At 42.3% G+C, this 23,522-nt stretch carries 22 protein-coding genes; 14 read left to right on the forward strand and 8 right to left on the reverse strand.

Going from position 1 to position 23,522, the window contains the following annotated elements; translation table 11 throughout:
- Nucleotides 1-2: 2 nt before the first annotated feature.
- The 7 genes from ACMXYU_RS07785 to ACMXYU_RS07815 all read right to left on the reverse strand — a co-directional run bounded on the left by ACMXYU_RS07785 (nucleotide 3) and on the right by ACMXYU_RS07815 (nucleotide 10,321).
- Nucleotides 3-2,954 carry an EAL domain-containing protein gene (locus tag ACMXYU_RS07785; protein WP_415901007.1) on the reverse strand — a complete coding sequence of 984 codons (2,952 nt, stop codon included), beginning with the start codon at nucleotides 2,952-2,954 and terminating at the stop codon, nucleotides 3-5.
- Entirely contained in the window at nucleotides 2,941-3,411 is a 471-nt protein-coding gene (locus ACMXYU_RS07790; RefSeq protein WP_415901008.1) for a hydrogenase maturation protease, read from the reverse strand. Before ACMXYU_RS07790 ends, ACMXYU_RS07785 begins: the two co-directional genes overlap by 14 nt.
- Complete coding sequence (locus tag ACMXYU_RS07795; RefSeq protein ID WP_415901009.1) at nucleotides 3,411-4,913, reverse strand: nickel-dependent hydrogenase large subunit; 1,503 nt, start codon at nucleotides 4,911-4,913, stop codon at nucleotides 3,411-3,413. The genes ACMXYU_RS07790 and ACMXYU_RS07795 overlap by 1 nt, the downstream gene beginning before the upstream one ends.
- Nucleotides 4,914-4,924: 11 nt before the next feature.
- Complete coding sequence (locus tag ACMXYU_RS07800) at nucleotides 4,925-5,818, reverse strand: NADH:ubiquinone oxidoreductase (protein WP_415901010.1); 894 nt, start codon at nucleotides 5,816-5,818, stop codon at nucleotides 4,925-4,927.
- 233 nt (nucleotides 5,819-6,051) lie between these two features.
- The gene (locus ACMXYU_RS07805) at nucleotides 6,052-8,190 is read right to left on the reverse strand and encodes a Tex family protein (RefSeq protein ID WP_415901011.1); all 2,139 of its coding nucleotides are present in this window, start codon (nucleotides 8,188-8,190) and stop codon (nucleotides 6,052-6,054) included.
- A 9-nt stretch (nucleotides 8,191-8,199) separates the two neighbouring features.
- Nucleotides 8,200-8,628 carry a thioredoxin TrxC gene (gene trxC, locus ACMXYU_RS07810; protein ID WP_415901012.1) on the reverse strand — a complete coding sequence of 143 codons (429 nt, stop codon included), beginning with the start codon at nucleotides 8,626-8,628 and terminating at the stop codon, nucleotides 8,200-8,202.
- A 103-nt stretch (nucleotides 8,629-8,731) separates the two neighbouring features.
- Nucleotides 8,732-10,321: an ABC-F family ATPase gene (locus ACMXYU_RS07815; RefSeq protein WP_415901013.1), complete on the reverse strand. Its 1,590-nt coding sequence runs from the start codon at nucleotides 10,319-10,321 to the stop codon at nucleotides 8,732-8,734.
- Nucleotides 10,322-10,540: 219 nt separating this feature from the next.
- On the opposite strand from ACMXYU_RS07815, the gene ACMXYU_RS07820 reads away from it, so the two are divergent.
- From ACMXYU_RS07820 to ACMXYU_RS07835, 4 genes are all read left to right on the forward strand, one after another.
- The gene (locus tag ACMXYU_RS07820) at nucleotides 10,541-10,969 is read left to right on the forward strand and encodes an acyl-CoA thioesterase (protein ID WP_415884817.1); all 429 of its coding nucleotides are present in this window, start codon (nucleotides 10,541-10,543) and stop codon (nucleotides 10,967-10,969) included.
- Between the two features lie 3 nt (nucleotides 10,970-10,972).
- Nucleotides 10,973-11,431 carry a hypothetical protein gene (locus ACMXYU_RS07825; protein WP_415901014.1) on the forward strand — a complete coding sequence of 153 codons (459 nt, stop codon included), beginning with the start codon at nucleotides 10,973-10,975 and terminating at the stop codon, nucleotides 11,429-11,431.
- A gap of 115 nt (nucleotides 11,432-11,546) precedes the next feature.
- The gene (sbcD, locus tag ACMXYU_RS07830) at nucleotides 11,547-13,148 is read left to right on the forward strand and encodes an exonuclease subunit SbcD (RefSeq protein ID WP_415901015.1); all 1,602 of its coding nucleotides are present in this window, start codon (nucleotides 11,547-11,549) and stop codon (nucleotides 13,146-13,148) included.
- Complete coding sequence (locus tag ACMXYU_RS07835) at nucleotides 13,145-16,843, forward strand: SbcC/MukB-like Walker B domain-containing protein (RefSeq protein WP_415901016.1); 3,699 nt, start codon at nucleotides 13,145-13,147, stop codon at nucleotides 16,841-16,843. The genes sbcD and ACMXYU_RS07835 overlap by 4 nt, the downstream gene beginning before the upstream one ends.
- Before the next feature lie 39 nt (nucleotides 16,844-16,882).
- On the opposite strand, the gene ACMXYU_RS07840 is transcribed toward ACMXYU_RS07835, so the two are convergent.
- Nucleotides 16,883-17,854, reverse strand: coding sequence for an integron integrase (locus ACMXYU_RS07840; protein WP_415901017.1), 972 nt, complete (start codon nucleotides 17,852-17,854; stop codon nucleotides 16,883-16,885).
- Nucleotides 17,855-18,088: 234 nt separating this feature from the next.
- Here ACMXYU_RS07840 and ACMXYU_RS07845 point away from each other — a divergent pair, with 234 nt between their 5' ends.
- From ACMXYU_RS07845 to ACMXYU_RS07890, 10 genes are all read left to right on the forward strand, one after another.
- Nucleotides 18,089-18,478 carry a hypothetical protein gene (locus tag ACMXYU_RS07845; protein WP_415901018.1) on the forward strand — a complete coding sequence of 130 codons (390 nt, stop codon included), beginning with the start codon at nucleotides 18,089-18,091 and terminating at the stop codon, nucleotides 18,476-18,478.
- A gap of 65 nt (nucleotides 18,479-18,543) precedes the next feature.
- On the forward strand, nucleotides 18,544-19,050 hold the full coding sequence (locus ACMXYU_RS07850; RefSeq protein WP_415901019.1) for a hypothetical protein: 507 nt from the start codon (nucleotides 18,544-18,546) through the stop codon (nucleotides 19,048-19,050).
- Between the two features lie 25 nt (nucleotides 19,051-19,075).
- Complete coding sequence (locus ACMXYU_RS07855) at nucleotides 19,076-19,564, forward strand: hypothetical protein (RefSeq protein ID WP_415901020.1); 489 nt, start codon at nucleotides 19,076-19,078, stop codon at nucleotides 19,562-19,564.
- A gap of 94 nt (nucleotides 19,565-19,658) precedes the next feature.
- Nucleotides 19,659-20,096, forward strand: coding sequence for a hypothetical protein (locus tag ACMXYU_RS07860; protein ID WP_415901021.1), 438 nt, complete (start codon nucleotides 19,659-19,661; stop codon nucleotides 20,094-20,096).
- Nucleotides 20,097-20,176: 80 nt separating this feature from the next.
- On the forward strand, nucleotides 20,177-20,452 hold the full coding sequence (locus tag ACMXYU_RS07865; protein WP_415901022.1) for a hypothetical protein: 276 nt from the start codon (nucleotides 20,177-20,179) through the stop codon (nucleotides 20,450-20,452).
- A 70-nt stretch (nucleotides 20,453-20,522) separates the two neighbouring features.
- The gene (locus ACMXYU_RS07870; protein WP_415901023.1) at nucleotides 20,523-21,053 is read left to right on the forward strand and encodes a hypothetical protein; all 531 of its coding nucleotides are present in this window, start codon (nucleotides 20,523-20,525) and stop codon (nucleotides 21,051-21,053) included.
- Between the two features lie 61 nt (nucleotides 21,054-21,114).
- Nucleotides 21,115-21,414: a hypothetical protein gene (locus ACMXYU_RS07875; protein WP_415901024.1), complete on the forward strand. Its 300-nt coding sequence runs from the start codon at nucleotides 21,115-21,117 to the stop codon at nucleotides 21,412-21,414.
- Nucleotides 21,404-22,642, forward strand: a complete 1,239-nt coding sequence (locus ACMXYU_RS07880) for a hypothetical protein (RefSeq protein WP_415901025.1) — start codon at nucleotides 21,404-21,406, stop codon at nucleotides 22,640-22,642. Before ACMXYU_RS07875 ends, ACMXYU_RS07880 begins: the two co-directional genes overlap by 11 nt.
- An 82-nt stretch (nucleotides 22,643-22,724) precedes the next feature.
- Complete coding sequence (locus tag ACMXYU_RS07885) at nucleotides 22,725-23,090, forward strand: hypothetical protein (protein WP_415901026.1); 366 nt, start codon at nucleotides 22,725-22,727, stop codon at nucleotides 23,088-23,090.
- Nucleotides 23,091-23,160: 70 nt separating this feature from the next.
- Complete coding sequence (locus tag ACMXYU_RS07890; RefSeq protein ID WP_415901027.1) at nucleotides 23,161-23,469, forward strand: hypothetical protein; 309 nt, start codon at nucleotides 23,161-23,163, stop codon at nucleotides 23,467-23,469.
- Nucleotides 23,470-23,522: the final 53 nt, after the last annotated feature.

Consider the following 23,522-nt stretch of genomic DNA (forward strand, 5'->3'; position numbering starts at 1 on the left):
CCCTATTTCTTGTTATTCAAAAAATGAATAAATTGATCTGCTGTAATCGGTTTAGAAATATAATACCCCTGTACTTCATGACAGCCTAGGCCTTGCAGTAAAGAGAGTTGTTCCTTTTCTTCTACACCTTCAGCAATCACTATTTTACCCATAATATTGCCCAGATGTATGATCGATTCAATGATGGCTTTGGACTGGCTAGAAAATTGGATGTCATTAACAAAGCTTCTATCAATTTTGATTCGATCAACAGGTAATGAGGCAAGGTAAGACAGTGAAGAATAACCTGTACCGAAGTCATCTAGTGCGATACTAACTCCTGTGTTCTTTATAGCTTCTAATTGAACTTGTGACAGTTCAGGATCGGACATGGCTGCTGTTTCTGTAATCTCAAGTTCTAGCTTGTGAGCGGGGACTTGATGAGTGTTGAGTGCAGTTTCTATATCCAGTATTAAATTGGCATCGAGTAGCTGAATCGTTGAGAGGTTAACGGCAATTTTAGGTACAGTTATATTGCTTTGAGACCATGCAGCGATATGTTTTAGCGTGTTATCTAATACCCAGCTTCCTAATTTGATGATCAGACCGCTTCTTTCAGCAATCGGTATAAACTCAGCTGGAGATATGTTCCCAAGCTCTTTACTTTGCCATCGTAATAAAGCTTCTGCACCGACAACTAAGCCTGTTTGAATATCAATTTTGGGTTGAAATAAAAGACTAAGTTCATCGTATTCAATTGCATGATGAAGATGCGTTTCGATGGTACGTTTATATTGAATGCTTTTTTGCAGGTCTAAATCGAAGAAATGGTAATGGCTCCCCGATACCCCTTTGGCCTCATACATTGCCATATCTGCATTTTGTAACAGAATACCCGTGTTTAAACCGTCAGTAGGTAAGACAGTGATTCCAATACTAATACCAATATGTAATAGATGATCATCAACTTTAAATGGGCGGGTGATTGAAGAGATTATCTCTTCGGCTAGAATTTTGGGGTCATCGAGGCAAGCAATGTCATTCTGTACAATAGCGAATTCGTCACCACCAAGCCTTGCTACCAAATCAGTTGGTTTTGAGCATTGCTGCAATCGTCTAGCGACAAGCTTCAGAAGGATATCGCCACTCAAATGACCCAATGTATCATTCACGTCTTTAAAATTATCTAGATCCATAAAGAGAACTGCAGACGCTTTATGATTATCTCTCGCATCAACGATGGAGCTCTCAAGTTGATGTAGCAATAGAGACCTGTTGGGTAGATTAGTTAGGAGGTCATGTTCAGCTTGATATCTTAAGCGTTTCTCAGCTCTTTTCTGTTTAGTGATGTCGGCCTTTAATGATAAATAATGACTAATCACACCGTTATTATCAAAGATTGGCGTTACAGACATTGACTGCCAAAATTTTTCACCTGATTTTTTTCTATTGAGTATTTCGCCTTTCCATCTATTTGAGGCTTTGATAGTTGACCAAAGCTCTTTGTAAAATTCATCTGGCATTTCGCCAGATTGAACAATGCTGCTTTTTTGACCGATTGCTTCTTCTGCGCTATAGCCTGTATTTTCTGTAAACATAGGGTTTACATAAACAATAGTGCCTTCAGTATCTGTAATAACGACTTCACTAGAACTTTGTTCGACGGTTGTTGAGAGGAGGCGAATGTGTTCTTCGTTTTTCCTGCTCTGAGTTATGTCACGAGTCGTAACTACAAAGCCTCCAGTCGGCGTAGGAGCAGATTCACATTCAATTATTCTTCCATCTTTAAATGTCTGAACCCATTGGTATTTATCTGAGATCAATTTCTGGCAAGGCGGTATCTGTTGCGGGTCTAAGATCTCTTGGTTGTTGCTAAATAGAACTTCATAGCCCGGTATTTGCGCTAGTATGTCGGAATCTACATTAATGTTGGTTGTAAATGACTCATTAAAGGTTTGTAGATCGCCTATGCCGCTAAACATAGCCACACCCTGACTGATGGTGGATAAGGTGCTTTGAAGCAACTGTAGGTGTTTCTCAATATCTGCTTGGCGTTTCTGTTTCTCTTTAGCTTTTACTACGGATATGTCTGTAGCAGAAAGGATGAGCCCTTCCTCTTTACCCGCTGACCCGTAAATTAAAGTGCCTTTTAGCAGAAAATATTTCTGGCTAACATCTTTATGGCGGCCTGTTGGGTCACGAAAGCGTATCTCTTGTTCAAAACCATCGTTGCTATAAACTGCGCGATATAAATATGGTCTCTGGTCCCAGTTTTTTGCAGGAAACTTTTCAATGATTTCAGTAAGGGTTTCGTCACGAAGGAAGTTGTCGGGCGAGCTTCCAATTAGTTCTTTGGCTTTTACATTTAAAATGGATTCTGCATAACGATTTACCCGGGTGATTCGTCCCTGATTATCGGTGACGACTAAGAACTCCTCCATTGTATTAGTAATGCTATCAATCAGCTGATTGACCGAAAGTAGATGTTGATTGTTTGCTTCTAACTCTACCTTTTTATGCTCGACTTCACTTAGCATTGAGTCCATTGACTCTAGGTTCGATAGTACTTTTTTCTGCAATGCTGAATTGACTGTTTTTAATGCCTCTAATTCAGTTTGATGATCTAAATCTTCCTCACATGTTTCTACTGTTTTGGTTTCAATTAGAGGAAGGGTATTTGTAACAAAGAAATCACCTTGTCGTTCGACAGTAAAAGCTTCTGGATTAGTTTTTAGGTCAGTGGTTAAACCGTGTTTAGGGCAAATAACCTTTCCATTGTCATCCATTTTGGCTTCAAGAAGCGAAACATGTGCGTGCTGGCAATAGAGCGGTAGGGCGTATAGTTTTTTTTGATGCTCGATTATTAATAGTCGATTTTTTTTGTGTTCAGGGTGAGCAACCCAGCGGATATGACCTTGAATATTCACTTCTCGCTCAATAACTAAACGGGTCATTTGTTTCTCAGGAGCAAACATAGTGCGGCTCCTGACTCACACGGTTTAAGATCTGATTGCAGGCTTCAGGGACACATTCCTCAATAATAGGAGAAAGTTTCTCAGAAAAGCTTGAGACTTGGTGGATTGTTACCGTCAAAATCTCAATCACAAGTTCTTGTGAGTCAAACAAAATGTCGCAATGCTTAATAAGCTCTTCTAAGCCTCCATCGTGAAGGTTTCTGGCATAGCTTGTCTGGAACTCATCTTTAGATAACCACTGTAGTGTACCCGCATTGTTGCTGTCGGATTGGTAGGCGTCGACCAATATTAATCGCGATGTGTCTTTGATCAAACGAGTAGCTGTCAGACTATTAGTAGCGCAATAGTAAAGATCTACTTTTGACGGCAAATCGGTTTGGTTGAGAGTGTTATAGACTGCATAACCAAAGCCATCATCCCCATGCCATTCATTTCCAAAGCATAAAATCACCGTCATCAAATCACTCCATAACGGTGTTTCTTGTTACTGCCTAGTAGGTGTACGGTACATACTAAACAAGGATCATGAGAGCGGACCACGTGACCGACAGATAAAGGATCATCTATATCTTGAATATCTATACCAATTAGGCTGCTTTCGATGTGACCAGGTTGTTGATTTTGATCTCTAGGTGATGCGTTCCAAGCGGTGGGTGTGATTACTTGGTAGCCGCTGATGGTGCCGTTTTCTACTTTTACCCAATGACCGAGACTTCCTCGAGCGGCCTCAATCATACCAATACCTTCTCCATTAAGAAGAGGTTGGTGGGTCATTGTGGGTTCAGTGATATTTTGTAGAAGCCCGTTCAGCTGTTCTTTCAATAGGGCTATAGATCTTACTTGGCGTTGTATGCGCGCAAATTGTCTTAGAAGAGTATTGCCACCTTGCTTCTTTAACATATCAAGAAGAAGAGCATCTTGATCTAGAATCAGTTGCGCTAATGGTCCTGTTTGCACGACTTGGTCTTTATAGCGAGGGGCTTTAGCCCAGCTGTAACGCTTGCTGTCAGGATCGTATTTTGGTTGAGTTAGACCGTCGTGAGGATGACGTGGTGCAGCTTGGTCATCATGGTACCAGCTGTAACTGATATCCTCAGTAATCTGTTCTTGATCTAAAGGCTCGAAACTTTGGGTTGTAGCATCGTAGATACCACGATTGCGTAATGTATCTTCTGGATTATCTGGATCGATAAGGGAGCCATAACTCATCAATAATTTACAGCCCCCGCCAATTTGATTTAACGCGATATTTTTACCGAATTGATAGAAAAGACTCGCAGCGCCTTTGCCTGTTTCGGTGAGTTCATTAAGTTTTTCTAAGCTGTCAATCTGATTCCAAAGCTCTATGGATACACCAAGGACTTTCGTTTCTAACCAATTGATATAGTTGTCGACCACACTTAATGCACTAATGACTTTATTGGTATCAGGGAGAGAAGTGACTCCTCCAGGGACCATATAAGAAGAGTGAGGCCACTGCCCACCAAATATAGCGACGATTTCAATTATATTGCGACTAAATCGGACAGCATCTTGATAAATGCTCCCAGTCATATCCTCAAACTGTTTTTTTATCTCATCGTAAAGCTTGAGTTTGGAGTAGTTAGGATGGCAAAGATCAGGGGTAAACATCAGAAATGTTTGCCTGCAATCAGACTGAATCTCTTCAGCTAACAAACAGATATTCCTTACTCTGATGGCATTAGGCGGTGGCGTGATATGAGACATGGATTCTAATGCAAGTACACTCGCATATAGATGCGCAGTACTACAAATGCCGCAAATTCTTGGGGTGATCGCCAGTGAATCCATGGCTGCTCGGCCAATGAGTATCTGCTCGAAACCCCGATACATTGTGCCGATACACCAAGCATTAGTGACGACCCCTTGATCCACTTCAAGTTCTAGCTCAAGGTCACCTTCTACTCGGTTTAGCTGTACTTTTACTCTTCTGCTCATAACCGTACTACTTAAGGTTTCATTTTACGTTCAATGATTCTGATTGGAGCCGCATCATTTGCGAGGCCTTTATATGCCATATACCGTGGTCGGCTGACGCCTAATGGTAGTGCTACTGGTATATCACCTACCTTTTCAGTTTTGAATAAAGGCGCATCCCTAGGAAAGTCTGGTGAAACACAACCTAAACAAGGCACGCCTTCACGTGTTTTACTGCTGCGGTTATTCCATAGTTCTGTATTGCAAGTTGCGGTGGTATAAGGGCCTTGGCAGCCTAAGTTATAAAATAAGCAACCCGCTTCTCCGAATTGTTCCTCTTCAATATCGTATTCATGGTATTCATTCCGCGTACAACCTTGATGGACCATCGTGCTGTAAAAGGCCTCGGGCTGGTTAAAATTATTAAGAGGAAGTGGGTAATCTTTGATGATGGCAATGAGGGTTTGAATGATTGTGTTCGGATGAGTAGGGCAGCCAGAAATATTGATGACGGGCAGACCACTTTTACTTCTGAATGAATCAGGTAATAAGCCGCCAGAACTACCTTGGCTTGATTGCATACCCGTGCACTCTGTTGGGTTAGGAGGAGCTGCTGGAACTCCACCGTATGCGGCGCAGGTTCCCACAGCCACAACATAATCCGCTTTTTCTGCTAATTCCTTAATGACAAAAGCTTTGGGGCGATCATCAAAGGTATCAAACATACCGCTTCCGTTAGGGCCGAGTGCGAGACTACCTTCAATGCATAAAATATTTAGAGGCTTTTGGTCGGTTAAGATTAGATCTATATCTGAAATTAACTCGCGCATAGGACGAGTTGAAAGAGAAGGCTGCCAAAGGACATCCAATTGATATTGCTGCACGAATTCAGGCCATGAAGGTTTATCAGCGCAAAGGAGCGACATTGTATCCCCACTACATGCACCAGCCTGCATCCATAGTAAATTAGTTGTTTTTGTAACCATGGAATCTACTTCAATCAAGCTATGTGGTCACAGTCTAGTATTAGTTATAGCTTATGTCTCCTCTTAGTTATTGATTTTGAACAATAAAGATAGTTTTTTAATGAATGAATTTTAATTAAATAAATGCAGAGAAATGAATAATTCTCATTAATACTAAAATGAGAATTATTCTATTATTCAGTACGCATTGAGAGGGATATTCGCTGCCGCTTGATATCGACTTCAAGTACTTTAACGCTGACAATTTGACCTGGTTTAACGACATCATGCGGGTCTTGTACAAAACGGTTAGCCAGTTGCGAAATATGCACCAAACCATCTTGGTGAACGCCAACATCGACAAAAGCACCAAAATTAGTCACGTTTGTAACTGTACCTTCCAGTACCATGCCTTCAATAAGATCACTAACGCTTTCAATACCGTCTTGTAATGTAGCTGTTTTGAAATCAGGACGCGGATCTCTGGCCGGTTTTTCGAGCTCTTTGATGATGTCCTTGATGGTATAAAGGCCAAAGGTAGAATCGGAGTAATCTTGCGGGTTAAGTGATTGTAAGAAGTCACTATCCCCGATAATTGAACCTAAACTACGTTGGTTCTCTTGAGCTATGCGTTGAGCGGCGCTGTAAGCTTCAGGGTGAACACAGGAGTTATCTAAAACCTGTTTGCCATTCTGTATACGTAAAAAGGCAGCGGCTTGCTCATAGGCTTTGGGGCCAAGCCTAGCAACTTTTTTAAGCTGAGTTCGGCTCGTGAAAGCGCCATTATCATCACGATAAGCAACGATGTTGTTAGCTAGTGTTGTGTTCAATCCAGAAATGCGGCTTAAAATTGCAGGTGAAGCACTATTTAGATCTACGCCAACTGCATTCACACAATCTTCAATCACAGCTTCCAGTGCATGATTAAGCTCGGATTGGTTTACATCGTGTTGATATTGACCAACACCAATCGCTTTGGGTTCAATTTTTACTAGCTCAGCTAGAGGATCTTGCAAGCGACGCGCTATCGACACCGCACCTCGAATCGATACGTCTAGGTCAGGGAACTCCTTAGTAGCAAGTTCAGATGCCGAGTAAACTGAAGCACCAGCTTCACTCACAATAAGCTTTTGAGCATTAATCGAGTCGTGTTGCTTGAGCATCTCCGCAACGAGTTTATCGGTTTCTCGTGAGCCAGTACCGTTGCCAATACTAATCAGCTCGACATTGTGCCTCTTACAGAGCTTAAAAAGCTTATCGATTGCTTGGTCCCACTGATTTTTTGGTGGGTGAGGGTAGATCGTCGTGTGCTCTAACAAACGGCCCGTTGGATCAATAACAGCAACTTTAACCCCAGTTCTAAGACCCGGATCGAGCCCTAAGGTGGTTTTAGCACCTGCAGGCGCTGCGAGCAGAAGGTCGTGAAGATTCCGGCTAAATACTTTAATTGCCTCGGCTTCTGCGGAGTCTTTTTGTTTTGCTATCAGATCTTTAGTGAGTTTAGATTTGATACGACTTTGCCAGGCTGTATGCACCGCTTGAGTGAGCCATTTCCCTGAAGGTCCGTAGTGAGGAAGACCTGTCATCTTGGATAGGAAAGTCTTAAAGCGGTTTTCATCCATATCTAAAGCGGATTTCAGTATGCCTTCATTGATACCACGTAATATCGCTAACATGCGATGTGAAGGGATGGATTTAATCGCTTCACTATGGGCAAAGTAATCACGGAATTTCGAACCTTCGCTTTCTTTGCCTTTGCTAACAGATACCTTTAGTTTGGCTTCATTCCACACACGTAGTTTTAGTTCGGCCTGTAACTTCAGATCTGTTACCAGACGATCCGTTAAGATGGATTGAGCACCCTCTAAGCACTCATCTTTGGAACTGAAACCTTTATCAGAACAGATAAAGGTTTTAGCTAAAGTGTAAGGTTGTTGATCTGGCTTTTGAATGATTTGATCGAGTAGTTCATCTAAGCCAGCATCAATAGCGATTTGAGCTTTAGTTTTGCGTTTACTTTTGAATGGTTGATAGAGCTCTTCAAGCTCAGTCTTACTATTTATCTGATTAATCTGCTGGTGGAGCGCTGGTGTTAATACGCCATCTTGCTGGAGCTTATCGGTGATCGTTAGTTTACGAGCCGCTAGCGCACGAAGATAATCTAAACGAGCCGCTAACTGTCTTAATTGTGCATCATCTAGCGCACCGGTAGCTTCCTTTCTATAACGTGCAATAAACGGGACGGTTGAACCGCCATCCAATAACTCGATTGCTGCTTTAACTTGCTGTGCTTTGACGCCAAGCTCTTTAGCTATCTGATTGTTCAGCTCCATAGAGTACTTTTACGCCTTCTGTAGGGTTTGCAATATCCATTGCTTTAGCTGAGGTTCTGAGAGTGCACCCGCAACACGATCAATCTCTTTGCCTCCTTGAAACATCACAAGGGTAGGGATGCTACGGATATTCATATTTTGACTAGTACGTGGTGCTTTTTCTGTGTCTACTTTTGCAAAGAGAAGTATTTCTGATTCAGCTGCAGTCTTCTCAAATATGGGCTTCATCATCTGACATGGACCACACCAGCTTGCCCAGAAATCTACGATGACAGGTAACTCATTACTACCTACATACTTTTCAAGAGATTGATCATCTAGCTCAGCTGGTTGATGGGTGTGTAGCGGACCTTTGCACTTACCGCACTTGCCGTCGACATGTGATTTGTCATCAGGAATGCGGTTAGATGTATTGCAGGTAGGGCAGACGATAATCATAAAGCTCACCAAATAATTGAAAGTTATTTATGCAAAGGGTAAAAATTTAAAAGCCTGATTGAGGTTAACTGCAATCAGGCTTTTTAGGCATTAGCGCTTAGGTTTATTCTACGCCTTGGCTCTTCAGGTAATCTTCGTAACCACCTCGGAAGTCGACAATGCCATCAGGCGTGATCTCTAAGATGCGGGTTGCTAGAGATGATACAAACTCGCGGTCATGGCTGACAAAGATCAACGTACCTGGGTAGTTCTCTAGGGCAAGGTTTAAGGATTCAATCGATTCCATATCCAAGTGGTTGGTTGGCTCATCCATCAGCATGATATTTGGACGTTGAAGGATAATCTTGCCAAATAGCATACGGCCTTGCTCACCACCCGAGATCACTTTAACCGACTTATTGATCTCTTTTTGTGAGAACAACAAGCGGCCCAGCGTACCGCGGATAACTTGCTCATCATCACCTTCTTGGCCCCATTGCCCCATCCAATCAAGCAGTGTTTTATCTTCTTCGAAATCAGCTGCATGATCTTGAGCGTAGTACCCAAACTCAGAGTTTTCAGACCACTTGATTTCGCCAGCTGTCGGTAGAAGGTCACCATACAGGCAACGTAATAGGGTGGTTTTACCACTCCCGTTAGGCCCGATAATAGCGATGCGCTCGCCAACCTCTACCATTAGGTTAAGGTCTTTAAACAACTCTTCATCAAAAGATTTACCTAAGCCTTCTACTTCTAGAGCTAGACGGTGTAGCTTAGTGTTTTGTTCGAAGCGGATAAATGGATTCTGACGGCTAGAAGGTTTCACCTCCTCTAACTCGATCTTCTCTATACGACGTGCTCGTGACGTTGCTTGCTTAGATTTAGAAGCATTGGCAGAGAAGCGGCTAACAAAGCTCTTAAGGTCAGCAATTTGTGCTTTCTTTTTAGCGTTATCAGCAAGGAGGCGTTCTCGTGCCTGAGTAGAGGCTGTCATATACTCATCGTAGGAACCCGGGTAAACACGCAGCTCACCGTAGTCCAAATCAGCCATATGCGTGCATACACTGTTAAGAAAGTGACGATCGTGCGAGATGATGATCATTGTGCAGTTACGCTCGTTAAGAACACCTTCTAGCCAACGGATCGTGTTGATATCCAAGTTGTTGGTAGGTTCATCCAGAAGCATGATATCTGGCTCAGAGAATAGCACCTGAGCAAGCAGTACTCGGAGTTTCCAACCTGGTGCCACTTCACTCATTGGACCGAAGTGCTGTTCTGTTGGAATACCTACACCTAATAGCAGTTCACCTGCGCGGGATTCAGCACTATAGCCGTCCATCTCAGCGAACTCGCCTTCGAGCTCTGCTGCACGAATGCCATCTTCTTCAGTCATCTCTGGATTAGCGTAGATAGCGTCACGTTCTGATTTAACAGCCCACAACTCTTCATGGCCCATAATAACGGTATCCATGACGCTGAATTCTTCGTAAGCGAATTGATCCTGTTTTAGCTTACCGATACGCTCGTTTGGCCCTTTGGAAACATTGCCAGCGCTTGGTTCTAGGTCTCCGCCTAAGATTTTCATAAATGTGGATTTACCACAGCCATTGGCGCCAATTAAACCGTAGCGATTACCTTCGCCAAATTTAACTGAAACGTTTTCGAATAGAGGTTTAGCACCAAACTGCATGGTGATATTTGCTGTGGTTAACACGATATTAGATCCGCTATAGATGACTGCGCTCTTAAGGAGCGAGTAAGGAGATAAATTTTGTGTGTATTATGCCAATAAGCGAATGTAGGTAAAAGGTTGAAGCGTCGCTTTCTAGTCCAAGAGCATAAAACAACTTACGCAAAACCCTATAGACCAAGGTATAGTAATAAATACATATTGGAATAACAGACCTCCATCTAAGAAGTAGGACCATGCATTATGTCTGATCAAGACCAAACACAAGAAGTTACAAAGGGCCGCCTGACTACACGTACAATGGCTATGCCAGGTGATACCAACCCTTCAGGCGATATTTTTGGTGGTTGGGTGTTGTCGCAGATGGATATTGCGGCGGGTATCTGTGCAGGCCAGCGCGCACAAACTCGCGTAGTAACAATGGCGGTAGATAGCATGTCTTTCATCCGTCCAGTAAAAGTGGGTGATGTGCTGGGCGTCTACACGGAAATTGTAAAAGTAGGCCGTACATCGATGGAGATTCACGTTGAAGCTTGGGTGCGCCGTAGTCGTATTGGAAAACGTGAAAAGGTGACGCAGGCTATTTTTAAGTTTGTAGCGATCGATGATGATGGCGTACCAACACCTGTTCCTGCTGAAGCCGATCTGCCATCTTACGTTTTGGAAGATTAATCCGTGATTACATTTTCAATTATCAAGAATTTATCTGCACCAGAAGTAGAGCCTCAATCTGATGTTCGTTATCTACTGAGACAAGTGGGTCGCAATCAAAGTTTGGTGCTGTGTTATGCGGTAAAACGTGACTTCCTTTCAGTACCCAAAACTTATTCGATTCTCGAATTCAGTGCTGATGAAGTGCTCGAAGTTCATCAGATGTCTATTGAGGACTATCTCGATGGTTTCGAAGAGGATATGGATATACCGCAGGCGGGCTTTTATCAATTCGACACAGATGACCCAGAGGAGGCTAGTGCTGATGATGAGGATGAGACCGATGTCCTTGTGCTAGTGATTAGCGACAGTGTCTTTGAAGTTACCTACCAAACGCTCAAACAACACGAAGATACCTATCACTGTGCTAATGCTGAACAGGCATTAATACAGTATCTAACCGCTGAAAAATTACCTAGCTAACTCCACCATATTGCAGAGACTATGGATGGTGCTAAAAGCGGTAACAATATAATATGAGCTTCACCTCAATGGAGGTGAAGTTTCATTGTATCTATGGATTGCCGAGCCTTACTTAATGCGCATTTTACACACCTCTGACTGGCACTTAGGTCAGCACTTTATTGGAAAAAGTCGATTAGCCGAGCACCAAGAATTTATTAAATGGCTATTAGATGAAGTTCAATTAAATCAAATAGATGCGTTAATAATATCAGGTGATATCTACGATACAGGTTCGCCTCCAAGTTATGCGCGAGAGTTGTATAATCAACTCGTTATCGAAGTAAATAAACTCGATTGTCAGTTAGTGGTTTTAGGCGGTAATCATGACTCTGTTTCTACGCTGAATGAATCTAAAGGCCTGCTTAAACATCTCAATGCGGAAGTCATAGCGAGTGTTGAATCAGAACTTGAGCAGCAGATTATTACCTTGAATCATCGCTCAGGTGAACCGGTTGCCATCCTGTGTGCAATTCCTTATATTCGTCCTCGTGATGTGATGCAAAGTGCTGCTGATCAATCGGCTAAAGATAAAGCGCATTCATTAGGCACGGCAATCGCAGAACACTACCAAGCCATCTATGATCTGGCTGATCAAAAGCGAAAAGAGCTTGGGCTGTCGATCCCGATCATTGCTACGGGTCATTTAACGGCAATGGGTGTTAAAACCTCCGAGTCTGTTCGTGATATCTATGTTGGTAATCTAGAGGCATTTCCAGCCAGTGCTTTTCCACCAGCAGATTACATCGCTTTAGGCCATATTCACCGCCCACAGATAGTCGCTAAGTCTGAACATATTCGCTATTGCGGCTCGCCTATCCCTTTAAGCTTTGATGAGATCGGTACGCAAAAGCAGGTATTGATGGTTGAATTTGAACAAAACCATTTAAAAGAAATAACACCGCTCCTAGTACCAACCTTCCAACCTATGGCGAGTATCAAGGGTGATCTTGATTCGATTAAAGCGCAATTGGCTGAGCTTGAGGCTGAACAGCATGAACTTCCTGTTTGGTTATCGATTGAGGTTCAAACCCAAGATTACCTGAATGATCTTACCCAACGTATTGAGCAATTAACCCAAAATCTAAACGTTGAGGTACTGCAGCTAAGAAGGGCCCGCAAACAGACCCAGCGAGGTTTGGTCAGTAAGGAGAAAGAGACGCTCTCTGAATTGAATGCTTATGAGGTTTTCACGCGTAGGCTTAACGATGAGGTTTTCGAATCCGAAGCCGAAAAAAACCGTATTCAACGACTTAAAGATCGCTTCTGCCAGATCGTAACGACGGTAGAGTCTGAAAATGATCTTCCTGCCAGCAAGCCAGCGGATGAGTTCTTTTCTTCAACACCGGTATATCCTGCTCATGACTGCCTAGAGCAAGAGCAAGAGCAAGAAGATCGCTCAGAACCAGAGGATTTAGAGGATCCTAGTAAGCACACTGCACTTGAAAAATCAGAAGAGCTTGGACAGGAAAAAGACCAAGACCATAACACTCTAAATCTGTTTTCTTTAGAGAGTGATTCTTCCGATGAGCCAAAATCCATTGCAGTTAAAAACAAGCACGCAAAAGGCAAAACGGAAAAAGTTGAGCAGGCTAAACAGCTAAATGACACTAAGATCGATCAAGACGATCTTTTCTCTGCTTTAGCTTCGGATACAGCAGAGGAGAATAGCCTGTGAAAATATTAACGCTGCGTTTTAAAAACATTAACTCACTGAAGGGTGAGTGGAAGATCGATTTTACTCAATCTCCGTTTATCGATAATGGTCTTTTTGCCATCACAGGCCAAACAGGTGCCGGTAAGACGACTATTTTAGATGCGATCTGCTTGGCCCTGTATCACCGTACGCCACGTTTAGGGACTATCTCTAAAAGCACTAATGAGCTAATGACCCGCGGTACAGCAGACGCGCTGGCTGAAGTGGAGTTTGAAGTAAAAGGAAAATCCTATCGTTCTTTTTGGAGTCAACGTCGTTCCAGGGATCAAGTCGACGGCAATCTACAAGAAGCCAAAGTCGAATTGGCAGAGGTAGGCGAAAGCGGTGAAGGTAAAATTATAGCTTCGCAGGTTAAGCAGAAGAATGAGCTAATCGAGACAATTAGCGGCTTAAACTTTGACCGCTTTACTAAATCTATGATGCTCTCTCAGGGCCAGTTCGCAGCGTTTCTCAATGCTGATGCCAATGAAAGAGCCGGTTTGCTGGAAGAGTTAACCGGTACGGCTATCTACAGCTTGATATCAGAGAAGGTATACGAGCAGTTTAAAGAGGCAGATAACCACCTCAAACAACTCGAAGCACAGGCTAAAGGTGTTGAGTTGTTATCGGATGAGAAGATTGCTGAGCTTAAATCCGAACAATCAGCGATTAGTGCACAACTTAAAACCTTAGAGAAAGAGCAGAGCGAACAGCAATCAAAGGAACTCTGGTGGACTGATCTGCAAAAAGCTGAGCAACAAAAACAAAGCGCTTTGGCTGAACAGGAAGGCGTTAAGCAGCGTAAAGAAACGGCTAAAGGCTCTCTAGAAAAGTTAGCAGTGAGCGAACCGGCTGAGAAACTAAAAGCTCCGTACCAACTTTATCAAAGTGCAAAGCAACGGCTTAACGATCTTGCACAGATTAAAGAGCAAAATGTAGCTCAATTAGTGTCGGCTACCGATCAACATAAAAGCTCAGCGCAATCTCTTAATGAAGCAGAGCTAAAACTAAAACAGACTAAACAGCATCAATCAGAACAAGAAACGCTGATTAACGAGCAAGTAGTGCCGTTGGATGCTGAGTGTGAACGGCTTACTCAATTAAAAGAGAGCGCTACTGCTGAACTGAAAAAGCATCAGTCTGAATTAGAACAGCAGAAAACAGCACAAAAACAGATTAACGACAAAATTAATCAAGCCAAGGCTGAAACCTCGCAGCTTGAAAATCAAATAGCCGAACTTTGTCATCTTGAAGGTGCTGCAGAGCGTATCCCTTTATGGCGTAGTCAGCTAGAGCAAACACATCAACATACGGCTGAAGTTAAAAACCTGACAGATCACCTTTCAGGCTTACAAAAGCAAATAGATACGGAAAAACAAAAAACTGAGTATTTACAGCGAGATGTATCTGAAAGTACCACGCAAAAAGAGAAGTTGATCGACGGCTTTAAGAACACTCAGGAGCAGTTGCAAGCACTATTAAATGGCCGTCTACTAGCCGATATCGAAGCACAGTACAGCCAGCAACAATCGCTGCAAGCAAGCTTTATTCAGGCGAAGAATCTATCTGCTCAGTATATCCAGCTGCAAAGTGAGCAAACTGTTTGCAGTAATGAGTTAAGTCAGCTGGAGGTTACTGCTCAGAAAATTGAAGGTGATCTCACTAATCTTCGTGAGCAGTATCAGAGGGAAGATCAGCAGTTCAAAGATTTAAAGCGACTGTTAGAGCAAGAGCGCCAAATACAAAATCTCGAAGCAGAGCGGGCTAAGCTTCAACCGGATCAGCCTTGTCCGCTGTGCGGCTCAAAAGAGCATCCCCTAGTGGCTGATTATCAACCTCTAGATATGGGCGAAACCGAGCAGCGCTTTGTGATGGCTGAACACGCGCGTGATCAGCTCAAGACTCAAGGTACTCAACTAAGAGAGCGCTACAACCAATTAACAACCGTACAGATAGTTGGCCTTCAAACCCGCCTGCAGCAGACTAATGAGCAGTTACAGCAGCTCTTGCAAGAGTGGCAAGTTTTACAGCAACTGTTTGGTTTTGCTTTCGAGGCCAACCAGACTGAACAGCTAGATTATGCAATTACACAATTCGAGCAGCAGCTTAGTAATCAGCAAGCTGAAATCGAACAGCTGCGCCAGTTTAGTGAGCAGATCAATCAACAACAGCAAGGGATCCATAAGGCAGAACAGACCTTACAGCAAGCTCAAGCCAATTTAGAACTGTGCAACAAAGAGTTTGAAAACCTAACTCAGTTGCAGCTTAAAGATACACAGCGTCTACAAGAGCTTAACGAGCAGATCGCTGTAGTTAAGCAAGGTCTATCTCAAGAGGTGACTGAATTACGACTGACGCTACCCGAACAAGGGCTAACGGATTGGTTAAATACGCTAGAAAGCCAAATCGCTAACTTACAACAGTTACAGCAGCGCCTTGAAACCTTAAATCGCATCCAAGAAACATCGGCGGTTGAGTTAACTCAGGCTAATCAATCGCTAGAAAAGCAAACTGCACTCTGTACTGATCAGCAAAACAGTCTTAATGATCTCTCACAGGATCTGGCAGAAAAGCAAGCGACGCGTAGGACGCTATTTGGTGATAAATCAGTTGCCGATGAACGCTCATGTTTGCTTGCAGAGATAGACAAAACTGAGCAGAACCACCAGCAGGTATCAGCTACACATAAACAGCACGAAACCGAGTTAACACGTTTGCAGACAACGATTACTGAGCAAGAACAACAGCTGGGTCTACTCCAAACTGAATTTAGTAGTCAGAAAATTAAATGGCAACAAGCGCTAGAAGGTAGTCCATTTGATTCTGAGCTGGCACTCCTCGATGCCCTAATTTCTGACGAAGAGAGGCAGCAGTTAAAAGCGCTAAGCGAAGAGATCGCCAAAGCTGAACAGCATTCTGAAACTTTACTTAAACAAGCTGAGCAGCAACTAATAGAGTTACAGCAGTTGGGATTAGAAAAGCAGTATGAAAAGATCAATGGTGAGCAAATCGCTATAGAGTTGGCTCAGCTAGATAATCAGATTAAACAGCTTTTACTTCAAAAGGGCGAAGGCACTGCACTACTACAAGACAACGAAAAGCGCCGTGAATCGCAACAGCAGCTATTTGCTGAGGTAGAGCAGTCAAAACAAGAATATGATGATCTTTCCTATTTGAACTCCCTTATTGGCTCTCAAAAGGGAGATAAATTCCGCCGCTTTGCTCAAGGCCTAACACTTGATCATTTGGTTCACCTAGCGAACAAACAGCTAGAACGTCTGCATGGTCGTTATATGCTGCAGAGAAAACAATCGGGTGCTCTAGAGCTTCAAGTACTGGATACCTGGCAAGCTGATACCGTTCGCGATACCAAAACATTATCAGGCGGTGAAAGCTTCCTAGTCAGCTTGGCATTAGCATTGGCCCTGTCAGATCTTGTTAGTCAGAAAACCAGTATCGATTCACTGTTCTTGGATGAAGGTTTCGGTACCCTAGATAGCGAAACCCTAGATACAGCATTAGATGCGTTGGATAGCCTAAATGCCTCAGGCAAGATGATTGGTGTTATCAGCCATATCGAAGCAATGAAAGAGCGCATCCCCGTGCAAATCAAAGTGAAGAAAATGAGCGGGTTGGGGACGAGTAGGTTGGAAGAACAGTATTCGATGGCCGGCTAATCTGAGAGCTAGATTGAATCTAGCTCTTAAAAACTGTTTCTATATATCTTGTAATGGACTAATAACAGCTCGACCACCGCGATTAAGTACATGGGTGTAGATCTCAGTGGTTCTTACGTCGCTATGGCCTAGTTGTTCTTGAACGGTTCTGATATCTGCGCCGCGTTCTAATAGGTGGGTTGCAAAACTATGGCGAAGACTATGGCAGGTTGCAGGTTTATTGATGCCTGATGCTAAGACTGCTTTTTTAAACGCTCTTTGTAAGGATCGGTCATAAATATGATGCCTTCTGATCGCATTGTTTTCACGTTTATCGACTGAGCGAGCCTTAGCTGGAAACAAATATTGCCATGCAAATTCAAAAGGGGCATTGGGATATTTTTTTGAAAGAGCATAGGGCAGATAGACCCCATCCCAATGTTCAGCTTCTCTATCCTCTTGGTAATAGGCTTGGCATATCTCTATTTGTCTTTGTAAATCAGCAACGCAGGCTTCCGATAATGTAGTTATACGATTTTTTCTGCCTTTGCCATCATTTACAGTGACAGAGAGACTGTGAAAATCGATGTCTTTAATTCGAAGCCTGCATACTTCCATTAATCTTAATCCTGAGCCATACATCATTTTCGTACAAGCTAGATACTCCCCCTGTAAATTAGAGAATATAAGCCTTAATTCGGACTTAGACAGAACTATCGGAAGTTTTTTGGGTGTTTGAGCACGATGAAAATCACCTAATTGTAGTGATGCTGGATCCCAGCCAAGTACCTGTTTGTACAGATACATGAGGGCATTTAATGCTGTCTTCTGAGTTGAAGGGGAAACTTTCTGTTTAAGAGCAAGATGCTCTAGGTATTTGACTATGTCTACAGTCGTTAGGTTATTAGGGTGCTCTCTGTCGTGGAAGCGTATGTAATTGAGAATCCAGTAGATATAGGTTTGCTCAGTGCGTTTGCTGTAGTGGCGTGCACGCAAATGATCGCGAATTAATTGAATAAAAGGTGAGGGCATAACACACATCCTTGTGCTGTTTTTATATACAGTGTTTCATCCGTTTGTATGTTGTGCAAGGATAGTACGTCAAATTGACGCTTTTTCACAAAGCTCAAAATTTTTAAAGCAAGGAAAGCTAATGAAAATCAAACATCTGCAAAACTTTTCTAATTTATATTCTTGGAGATATATGTCAAATTGTCGTGTTTAAACACGTCAATCTGTCATATATTTAGCTGTTAAATAGCAACTATGAAAGCGACTCTTATTTCGTCAGAAGGCACATATCTTGAGGCATCTATTCAAATAGACGGTTGTGAGTACTGCGTGATGGATGAAATCAGTCATGATGCAGACACTATGCCTAAACTTGGAGAAACCTTTGAGTTTGAGTTCTCAAACTTGGTTAATGAAGGTGAATCGTGGGAATCCTTGTTTCAAGGAAATCCAGAAAGGAAAAAGTGCCTTGAGCAAATACAAGGTTGGAAATACAGAGCGTATGGCAAAGTTGTTGCTATAAACCCTGTCATGGTCGATTGTGGGGTATTAATAGAAGAAGATGTATTTCATACCAACGACCGAAAGGTTATTGGAGAGTATGTTGCATTTACTATTAATAGGCTTGGCGGCTATGCCATTTAACAAGCAGCTCAAATATGACGCGCTTTGCGCGCCACTTAGCTGAGCGTTAAGTTTCAAGGATAGTAATGAGCAAAGATCTAACCACAGCACAAAGATACAAACTGATAGAAGAGTTCTTCGGGGGAGCTCTATCAGAGCATGGGTTTACTTGTTCTAACTCTAAAAAGGCCGTGTTCTGGAGAAAAACAGAAGACGGAATTTATCATTACATCAGCGCATGGCGAGCACTAAGAAAGCCTAAGTACGACATTATGGTTTTCGCGTTCCATCCTAGCTTTGATGAGGATTTTGAAGCCAAACACCCAGACGAAATTGGATGCCCAATCAATGGCTACCTTCATTCTAAGTTTGGCGTAGGTGTCAGAGCTGACCAATTGTTTTGCAAGACTAGAGAGGGCTTCGAAAGAGATTTCAATAACAAAGGTAAGTCTATGTTGCTCAATCATGCAGTTCCATTTCTAAATGGCATTCAAAATCTGAGTGACCTTGAGCCACTAATTACTGCACCAGGGCTAAAGAAAAAACTTAACAAGTCAAAGCACTCGGACGCCGTAAACGGCGCCGGTGTTTGAGGCGTTATAAATCAAGGAGCACAATGTGAGCGGGAAGCTAATTTCGGCAATTTGTTTCAAACTTTTTGCCATCTATTTCATAGTGATGGCAGTGGTTTCTATTCCATCAATTTGGGGGCTTTACGCTACTCTTCCTGATTTAGATAAAACACCTACATTACCAGCTATTGTTACTGCTATTACCCTTATAGTTGCCTGGTTCATTACTCGCAAACTCTGGAACTTGAGCAATTCAGTCATAGAGCAATTCCCTGATACTGACTCCCCTAAGCCCGACCTTGAAGAAGTGCTGTTTAGCGTTTTAGGTGTCTTCTTTATTATCTCTGCTGTTTCTCAATTATCCACCTCATTTATCGGAATATGGAGTGGAACTTATGCATCAGACCCAGATATTGCTAGCTATGTAACATATCTAATAGGCCCTAGCGTAGAGTTAATAGCTGGAATATTTTTAGCTTTGAGGGCCAACGGTATTAGTTATTATTTGACAAAAATACGACGGGCTGGGGTTTGATTTATAACAAGGGTGGGCACATCCGCCAGCGAAGCTGGCTTGGACAACCGCTGCGCGGTTGCCCGTGCCACAAGCGTTAGCTGTGTGAGAGAAAATGGAATTACCTCGAAATTTCACGGGTTACGACACAGGAAGGCTGCCATTTAAAAGCTTCCAAGCATTCTGCTTCAGCTTGCAGGGTTATGGTGCTCTAAATGTTTTAGAAGTGTTCGATTATGATTACCCGAAAAATTATTATGCTGCACTAGTCAGTGATAGGGATAACGAGTTTTATATTCTCCAAAATTGTTTTGTTCCTTTAACTGCTTTTGCCCTCAAAGAGGCCGACGAGTTTATATTCATTGATAAACCCAGCATCGAAAATGCAGCAAGTAATTTGTGCGAAGTTAGGCGTTTTTTATCTAGATCTGAATTAACTGCTAACGTTGAAACTGCAAATTTACAGCAATTAAGCAGTAATGAAATGAAAGAGGTGAAGTATTGGCTTCCTGACACTATTGGTGGAGTAATTTTTTCATGGTATTTCGATTAGCAGCTAACAAGAAAAGCCATCCGACGCATACTGCGCGGCTGCTTTAAGCGTTATGTGTCACCACTAATAAAGGTTTAAGCATGGAACCTGATAAAGTCGAATCTAAATATAGAACGCAAGGTTTAACCATTGGGGCTGTACTAGGTTTCTTTATCGGAATTATATATGTAGCTAATAATTCAGAACCTGGTGTCTTAAACCTCAATTCCTATATTGAATATGGCTTTGGTGGGGCGGTGATAGCTGGTTTTTTGGGTTGGCTGTTTTTAGATATTATCTTCTGGGGCGAGGTGAACAGCAATCGTCAATTAGAGAACCCTTCTGATAACAACAGTGATGATGACGGTGAATCTTAATAAACACATAACAAGGCGCTTAAGTAATGACGCGCTTTGCGCGCCACTTAGCTGAGCGTTAGGTTTCATTATGGATTACAACTGGAAATGTCGTGTATGCAATACGCCTAACGACAAAGGTAAGGATTACTGCATTAATTGTCGTTCATCTGCTGTATTGAATCCTACTGAAGTTAAAGAAAGGCAATATGCTTTACAGAACGGTGAAGCTATAGATGATGAGGCAGGACTTCCAGTTCGTGAATTACTTCCTGAAAATTCTATGTGGCTATGGGCTACTGATGTATCAATGGGGAGAAACCCTACGACCAAAAAGCTGGGTGTTTTAACTAGCTATATTCTCGCTTTTCTTTTCGGTCTCGTGTTTTTGAGATCTATATTTTTAGCAAATGAAGTGCCTGGATATGCGTACGGTGCTTTAATATTTTTGGGTATTGCATGCATAGAAATCAGGAATTTTTTTAGTGGTAGAACAACATACACAAGCTACATTTGTTCAACCGCTAAGCACAAAAATACTTTGGCTCGCTGGATCGGCTTATTATTCGATTTCTTCTATATATGGTTTGCTTTTGAAATTTTGGCGAGTATTCAAACCTAACAAGAAAAGGCATCCGACGCATACTGCGCGGCTGCTTTAGGCGTTATGCATAGGTAACAGAATGAAGCTGAATTACTTTATTGTGGCTCAAGCCTTTACCTTTACTGGTTGCTCAAGTGATCGACTAGCTGTTGCTTCAAAGCATCAAGTGTCAGTGTTTGAGAAAGAAGAAGATGCAGCTTATGAAGGGTCTTTAAACAGAGAGCCAGTTAATCCTGTTGCCACGCTTCTAAAAGGCGAAGAGGTATTGGTGTTAAAAGATACCTACGGTAAAGACTACTGGGCATGTAAAGTTAAACTTAAAAGTAATAAATCTGGTTGGGCACTATGTACCAACTTAAGCTTTCAGGGTGGCGGCTAAATGCATAACAAGGCCATCAAAATTCGCCCTACGGGCTGGACGTCGCTTGCGCTCCGCCCTTTATGGCAGCGTTAGGCGTTCAGGAGCTATCGAAAAAATTATGGATATTGATGAGTATTTTAACCAAGTAAAATGTGGGGTTAACGCCTGCATTGACCGATCAATTTCAAATCAAAAGTACGTAGAAGACCTTTTAATTCGATCCCCTGAATTGTCGCGAGAGATCATTGATACTCGAAAAGAAATACTTTGCCCTAGTGATTATGAGAAATTAGGTGGATATCTAGAGATAGGATTTTTTACCGAATTTACCTCCTCTGAGAGGCTAGCTTTATTCTCATTTATGTTTGATATTGGAAATGATCTGAAGATAAAGCTACTTCGCAGATCGTTTGAAAGATATGAAATTGAACAACCCCTTTTTTCTGGGGAAGAAGACTTCTTTGATTGTATCCGAAAGACTTCTACTGGGTCGCCTGATTTAGAGCTTATTGACTCACAATATTTTGAAAATATACAAGGCTCAGAAATATTTAAAAGAAATGGTATTTTTTTTAAAACAGATGGATATTTGAATCCTGCACTCTACTCGCTATGCAAACAAACGTTTCCTAGCTCGCCGATATTTATACGCCTCGATCCGACTAAAAGATATTCTTCACAGCCGCTGTTTCAGATAAATGAAGAAATATTAATACCTGCAAACCCAAATTGGTGGAAAAACCTCAATATTCATAAGCGAAGCAAAGAAGGATCTTCATATATTTTGTATCCCAAAGAGCCATCGAAAGAATCCCACCAAGAATACTGGGAATATAAAGTTGAAGGAATTCGTCGCCTTGACGTAATTGCCAAGAGAAACAATGATGGAAACCTCAGCATGATGATTGAGGAGCTCTCAGAAAAAGATTCTGATGTAGGAATCACAATTGGAAGGTGTATTCACCTGGACACTGACGATGCAATGGGCACACCTTTTAGCGAGTCGACAGTAAATCATCTTGATCTAGCAATAAATGTTTATGAAGGAGATGCAGCCAAAAACCGCTACATGGGAAATCTAGCTCAAGGAGTAAAGGTTGAAAATGCCACATTCAGAACTCATTTACTACGAATAGAAAATATACCTTTAAAGTCCATTTTCCTATTTGTAATGGTATTTTTTAAATCAAAGACACTAATAAGCGACTGGTACTCAGATCAGTTTCAGCGTAACGAAAGCGCCTAACAAGCGCATGTTGTCGGACTGGTTTTCCGCTGCGCTTCAAACCAGCCGCAAATGCGGGCGTTAGCTGCTTCACCGAGGCAATATGGAAATACTAGAAGAGATCAGGGATGCGTTTCCTAAAGTTGAGTCAGAGCCTTTGTCTGATGATTTTATCGAAAGCCATGAAAACTTACTGGAGATAGAGTCTGACTTTGATCATTTCGCTTATGTGCCTGCTTACATGCTTTGGGTTGTTAGGAATAAAGATAAAGGTTTAGTTGAAATGTATACCACCAATGCTCTAGCAGAGTATGGGCGGTGTAAGCAAGCAGACTATACCTATTTAAACTTTAAGCACCGGTGTAACTCTAGGCAGCGCACTGTAGTACGAAACTTTTTAAATTGGTGCGCTGAAGCAGTTCTTACATCTGATACTCAACAAATTAAACGGGCGCTGAAAAATTGGTAAAACGTCAGCAGCTAACAAGAAAAGCCATCCGACGCATACTGCGCGGCTGCTTTGAGCGTTATGTGTCCTTATGAGCATTGAGCATCTCGATCTATTGAAGAGAAACTTGGCCGAGTCTAAGTGGATCATTGATGAGGAATTACAAGGGAATGATTATGACATCTCTGGATATTGGGTTGTTATAAGGCCTAACGGTACAAACGAGCACACTATAGTGTTTGAAGGTTTAGATGAGGCAGGGGTTCTTCCCATGGAAAAGTCATATGCGTGTCATATACAAGGAAACAATGAGTTGAGTTTGTATTTCGGGAACTTGAAAAATACTTTCCCGTTAGAGCTCGAGGCATTCGTGAGTAAATTATCTCTTGAAAACACATAACAAGAACATCAAAAGTCGCCCTTCGGGCTTGGACCGCCGCTGCGCTGCGGCCC

The organism is Neptuniibacter sp. QD48_11 (assembly GCF_047778095.1).
Lineage (GTDB): Bacteria > Pseudomonadota > Gammaproteobacteria > Pseudomonadales > Balneatricaceae > Neptuniibacter.

Excerpts from the sequence above, each read along its gene's own strand:
- ACMXYU_RS07820 (WP_415884817.1), top strand. The coding sequence starts at position 10,541 with ATGTCTGATCAAGACCAAACACAAGAAGTTACAAAGGGCCGCCTGACT.
- sbcD (WP_415901015.1), top strand. The coding sequence starts at position 11,547 with ATGCGCATTTTACACACCTCTGACTGGCACTTAGGTCAGCACTTTATT.
- ACMXYU_RS07865 (WP_415901022.1), top strand. The coding sequence starts at position 20,177 with ATGGAACCTGATAAAGTCGAATCTAAATATAGAACGCAAGGTTTAACC.
- ACMXYU_RS07850 (WP_415901019.1), top strand. The coding sequence starts at position 18,544 with ATGAGCAAAGATCTAACCACAGCACAAAGATACAAACTGATAGAAGAG.
- ACMXYU_RS07845 (WP_415901018.1), top strand. The coding sequence starts at position 18,089 with ATGAAAGCGACTCTTATTTCGTCAGAAGGCACATATCTTGAGGCATCT.
- trxC (WP_415901012.1), bottom strand. The coding sequence starts at position 8,628 with ATGATTATCGTCTGCCCTACCTGCAATACATCTAACCGCATTCCTGAT.
- ACMXYU_RS07795 (WP_415901009.1), bottom strand. The coding sequence starts at position 4,913 with ATGAGCAGAAGAGTAAAAGTACAGCTAAACCGAGTAGAAGGTGACCTT.
- ACMXYU_RS07805 (WP_415901011.1), bottom strand. The coding sequence starts at position 8,190 with ATGGAGCTGAACAATCAGATAGCTAAAGAGCTTGGCGTCAAAGCACAG.
- ACMXYU_RS07860 (WP_415901021.1), top strand. The coding sequence starts at position 19,659 with ATGGAATTACCTCGAAATTTCACGGGTTACGACACAGGAAGGCTGCCA.
- ACMXYU_RS07870 (WP_415901023.1), top strand. The coding sequence starts at position 20,523 with ATGGATTACAACTGGAAATGTCGTGTATGCAATACGCCTAACGACAAA.
- ACMXYU_RS07800 (WP_415901010.1), bottom strand. The coding sequence starts at position 5,818 with ATGTCGCTCCTTTGCGCTGATAAACCTTCATGGCCTGAATTCGTGCAG.
- ACMXYU_RS07875 (WP_415901024.1), top strand. The coding sequence starts at position 21,115 with ATGAAGCTGAATTACTTTATTGTGGCTCAAGCCTTTACCTTTACTGGT.
- ACMXYU_RS07890 (WP_415901027.1), top strand. The coding sequence starts at position 23,161 with ATGAGCATTGAGCATCTCGATCTATTGAAGAGAAACTTGGCCGAGTCT.
- ACMXYU_RS07840 (WP_415901017.1), bottom strand. The coding sequence starts at position 17,854 with ATGCCCTCACCTTTTATTCAATTAATTCGCGATCATTTGCGTGCACGC.
- ACMXYU_RS07885 (WP_415901026.1), top strand. The coding sequence starts at position 22,725 with ATGGAAATACTAGAAGAGATCAGGGATGCGTTTCCTAAAGTTGAGTCA.
- ACMXYU_RS07790 (WP_415901008.1), bottom strand. The coding sequence starts at position 3,411 with ATGACGGTGATTTTATGCTTTGGAAATGAATGGCATGGGGATGATGGC.
- ACMXYU_RS07785 (WP_415901007.1), bottom strand. The coding sequence starts at position 2,954 with ATGTTTGCTCCTGAGAAACAAATGACCCGTTTAGTTATTGAGCGAGAA.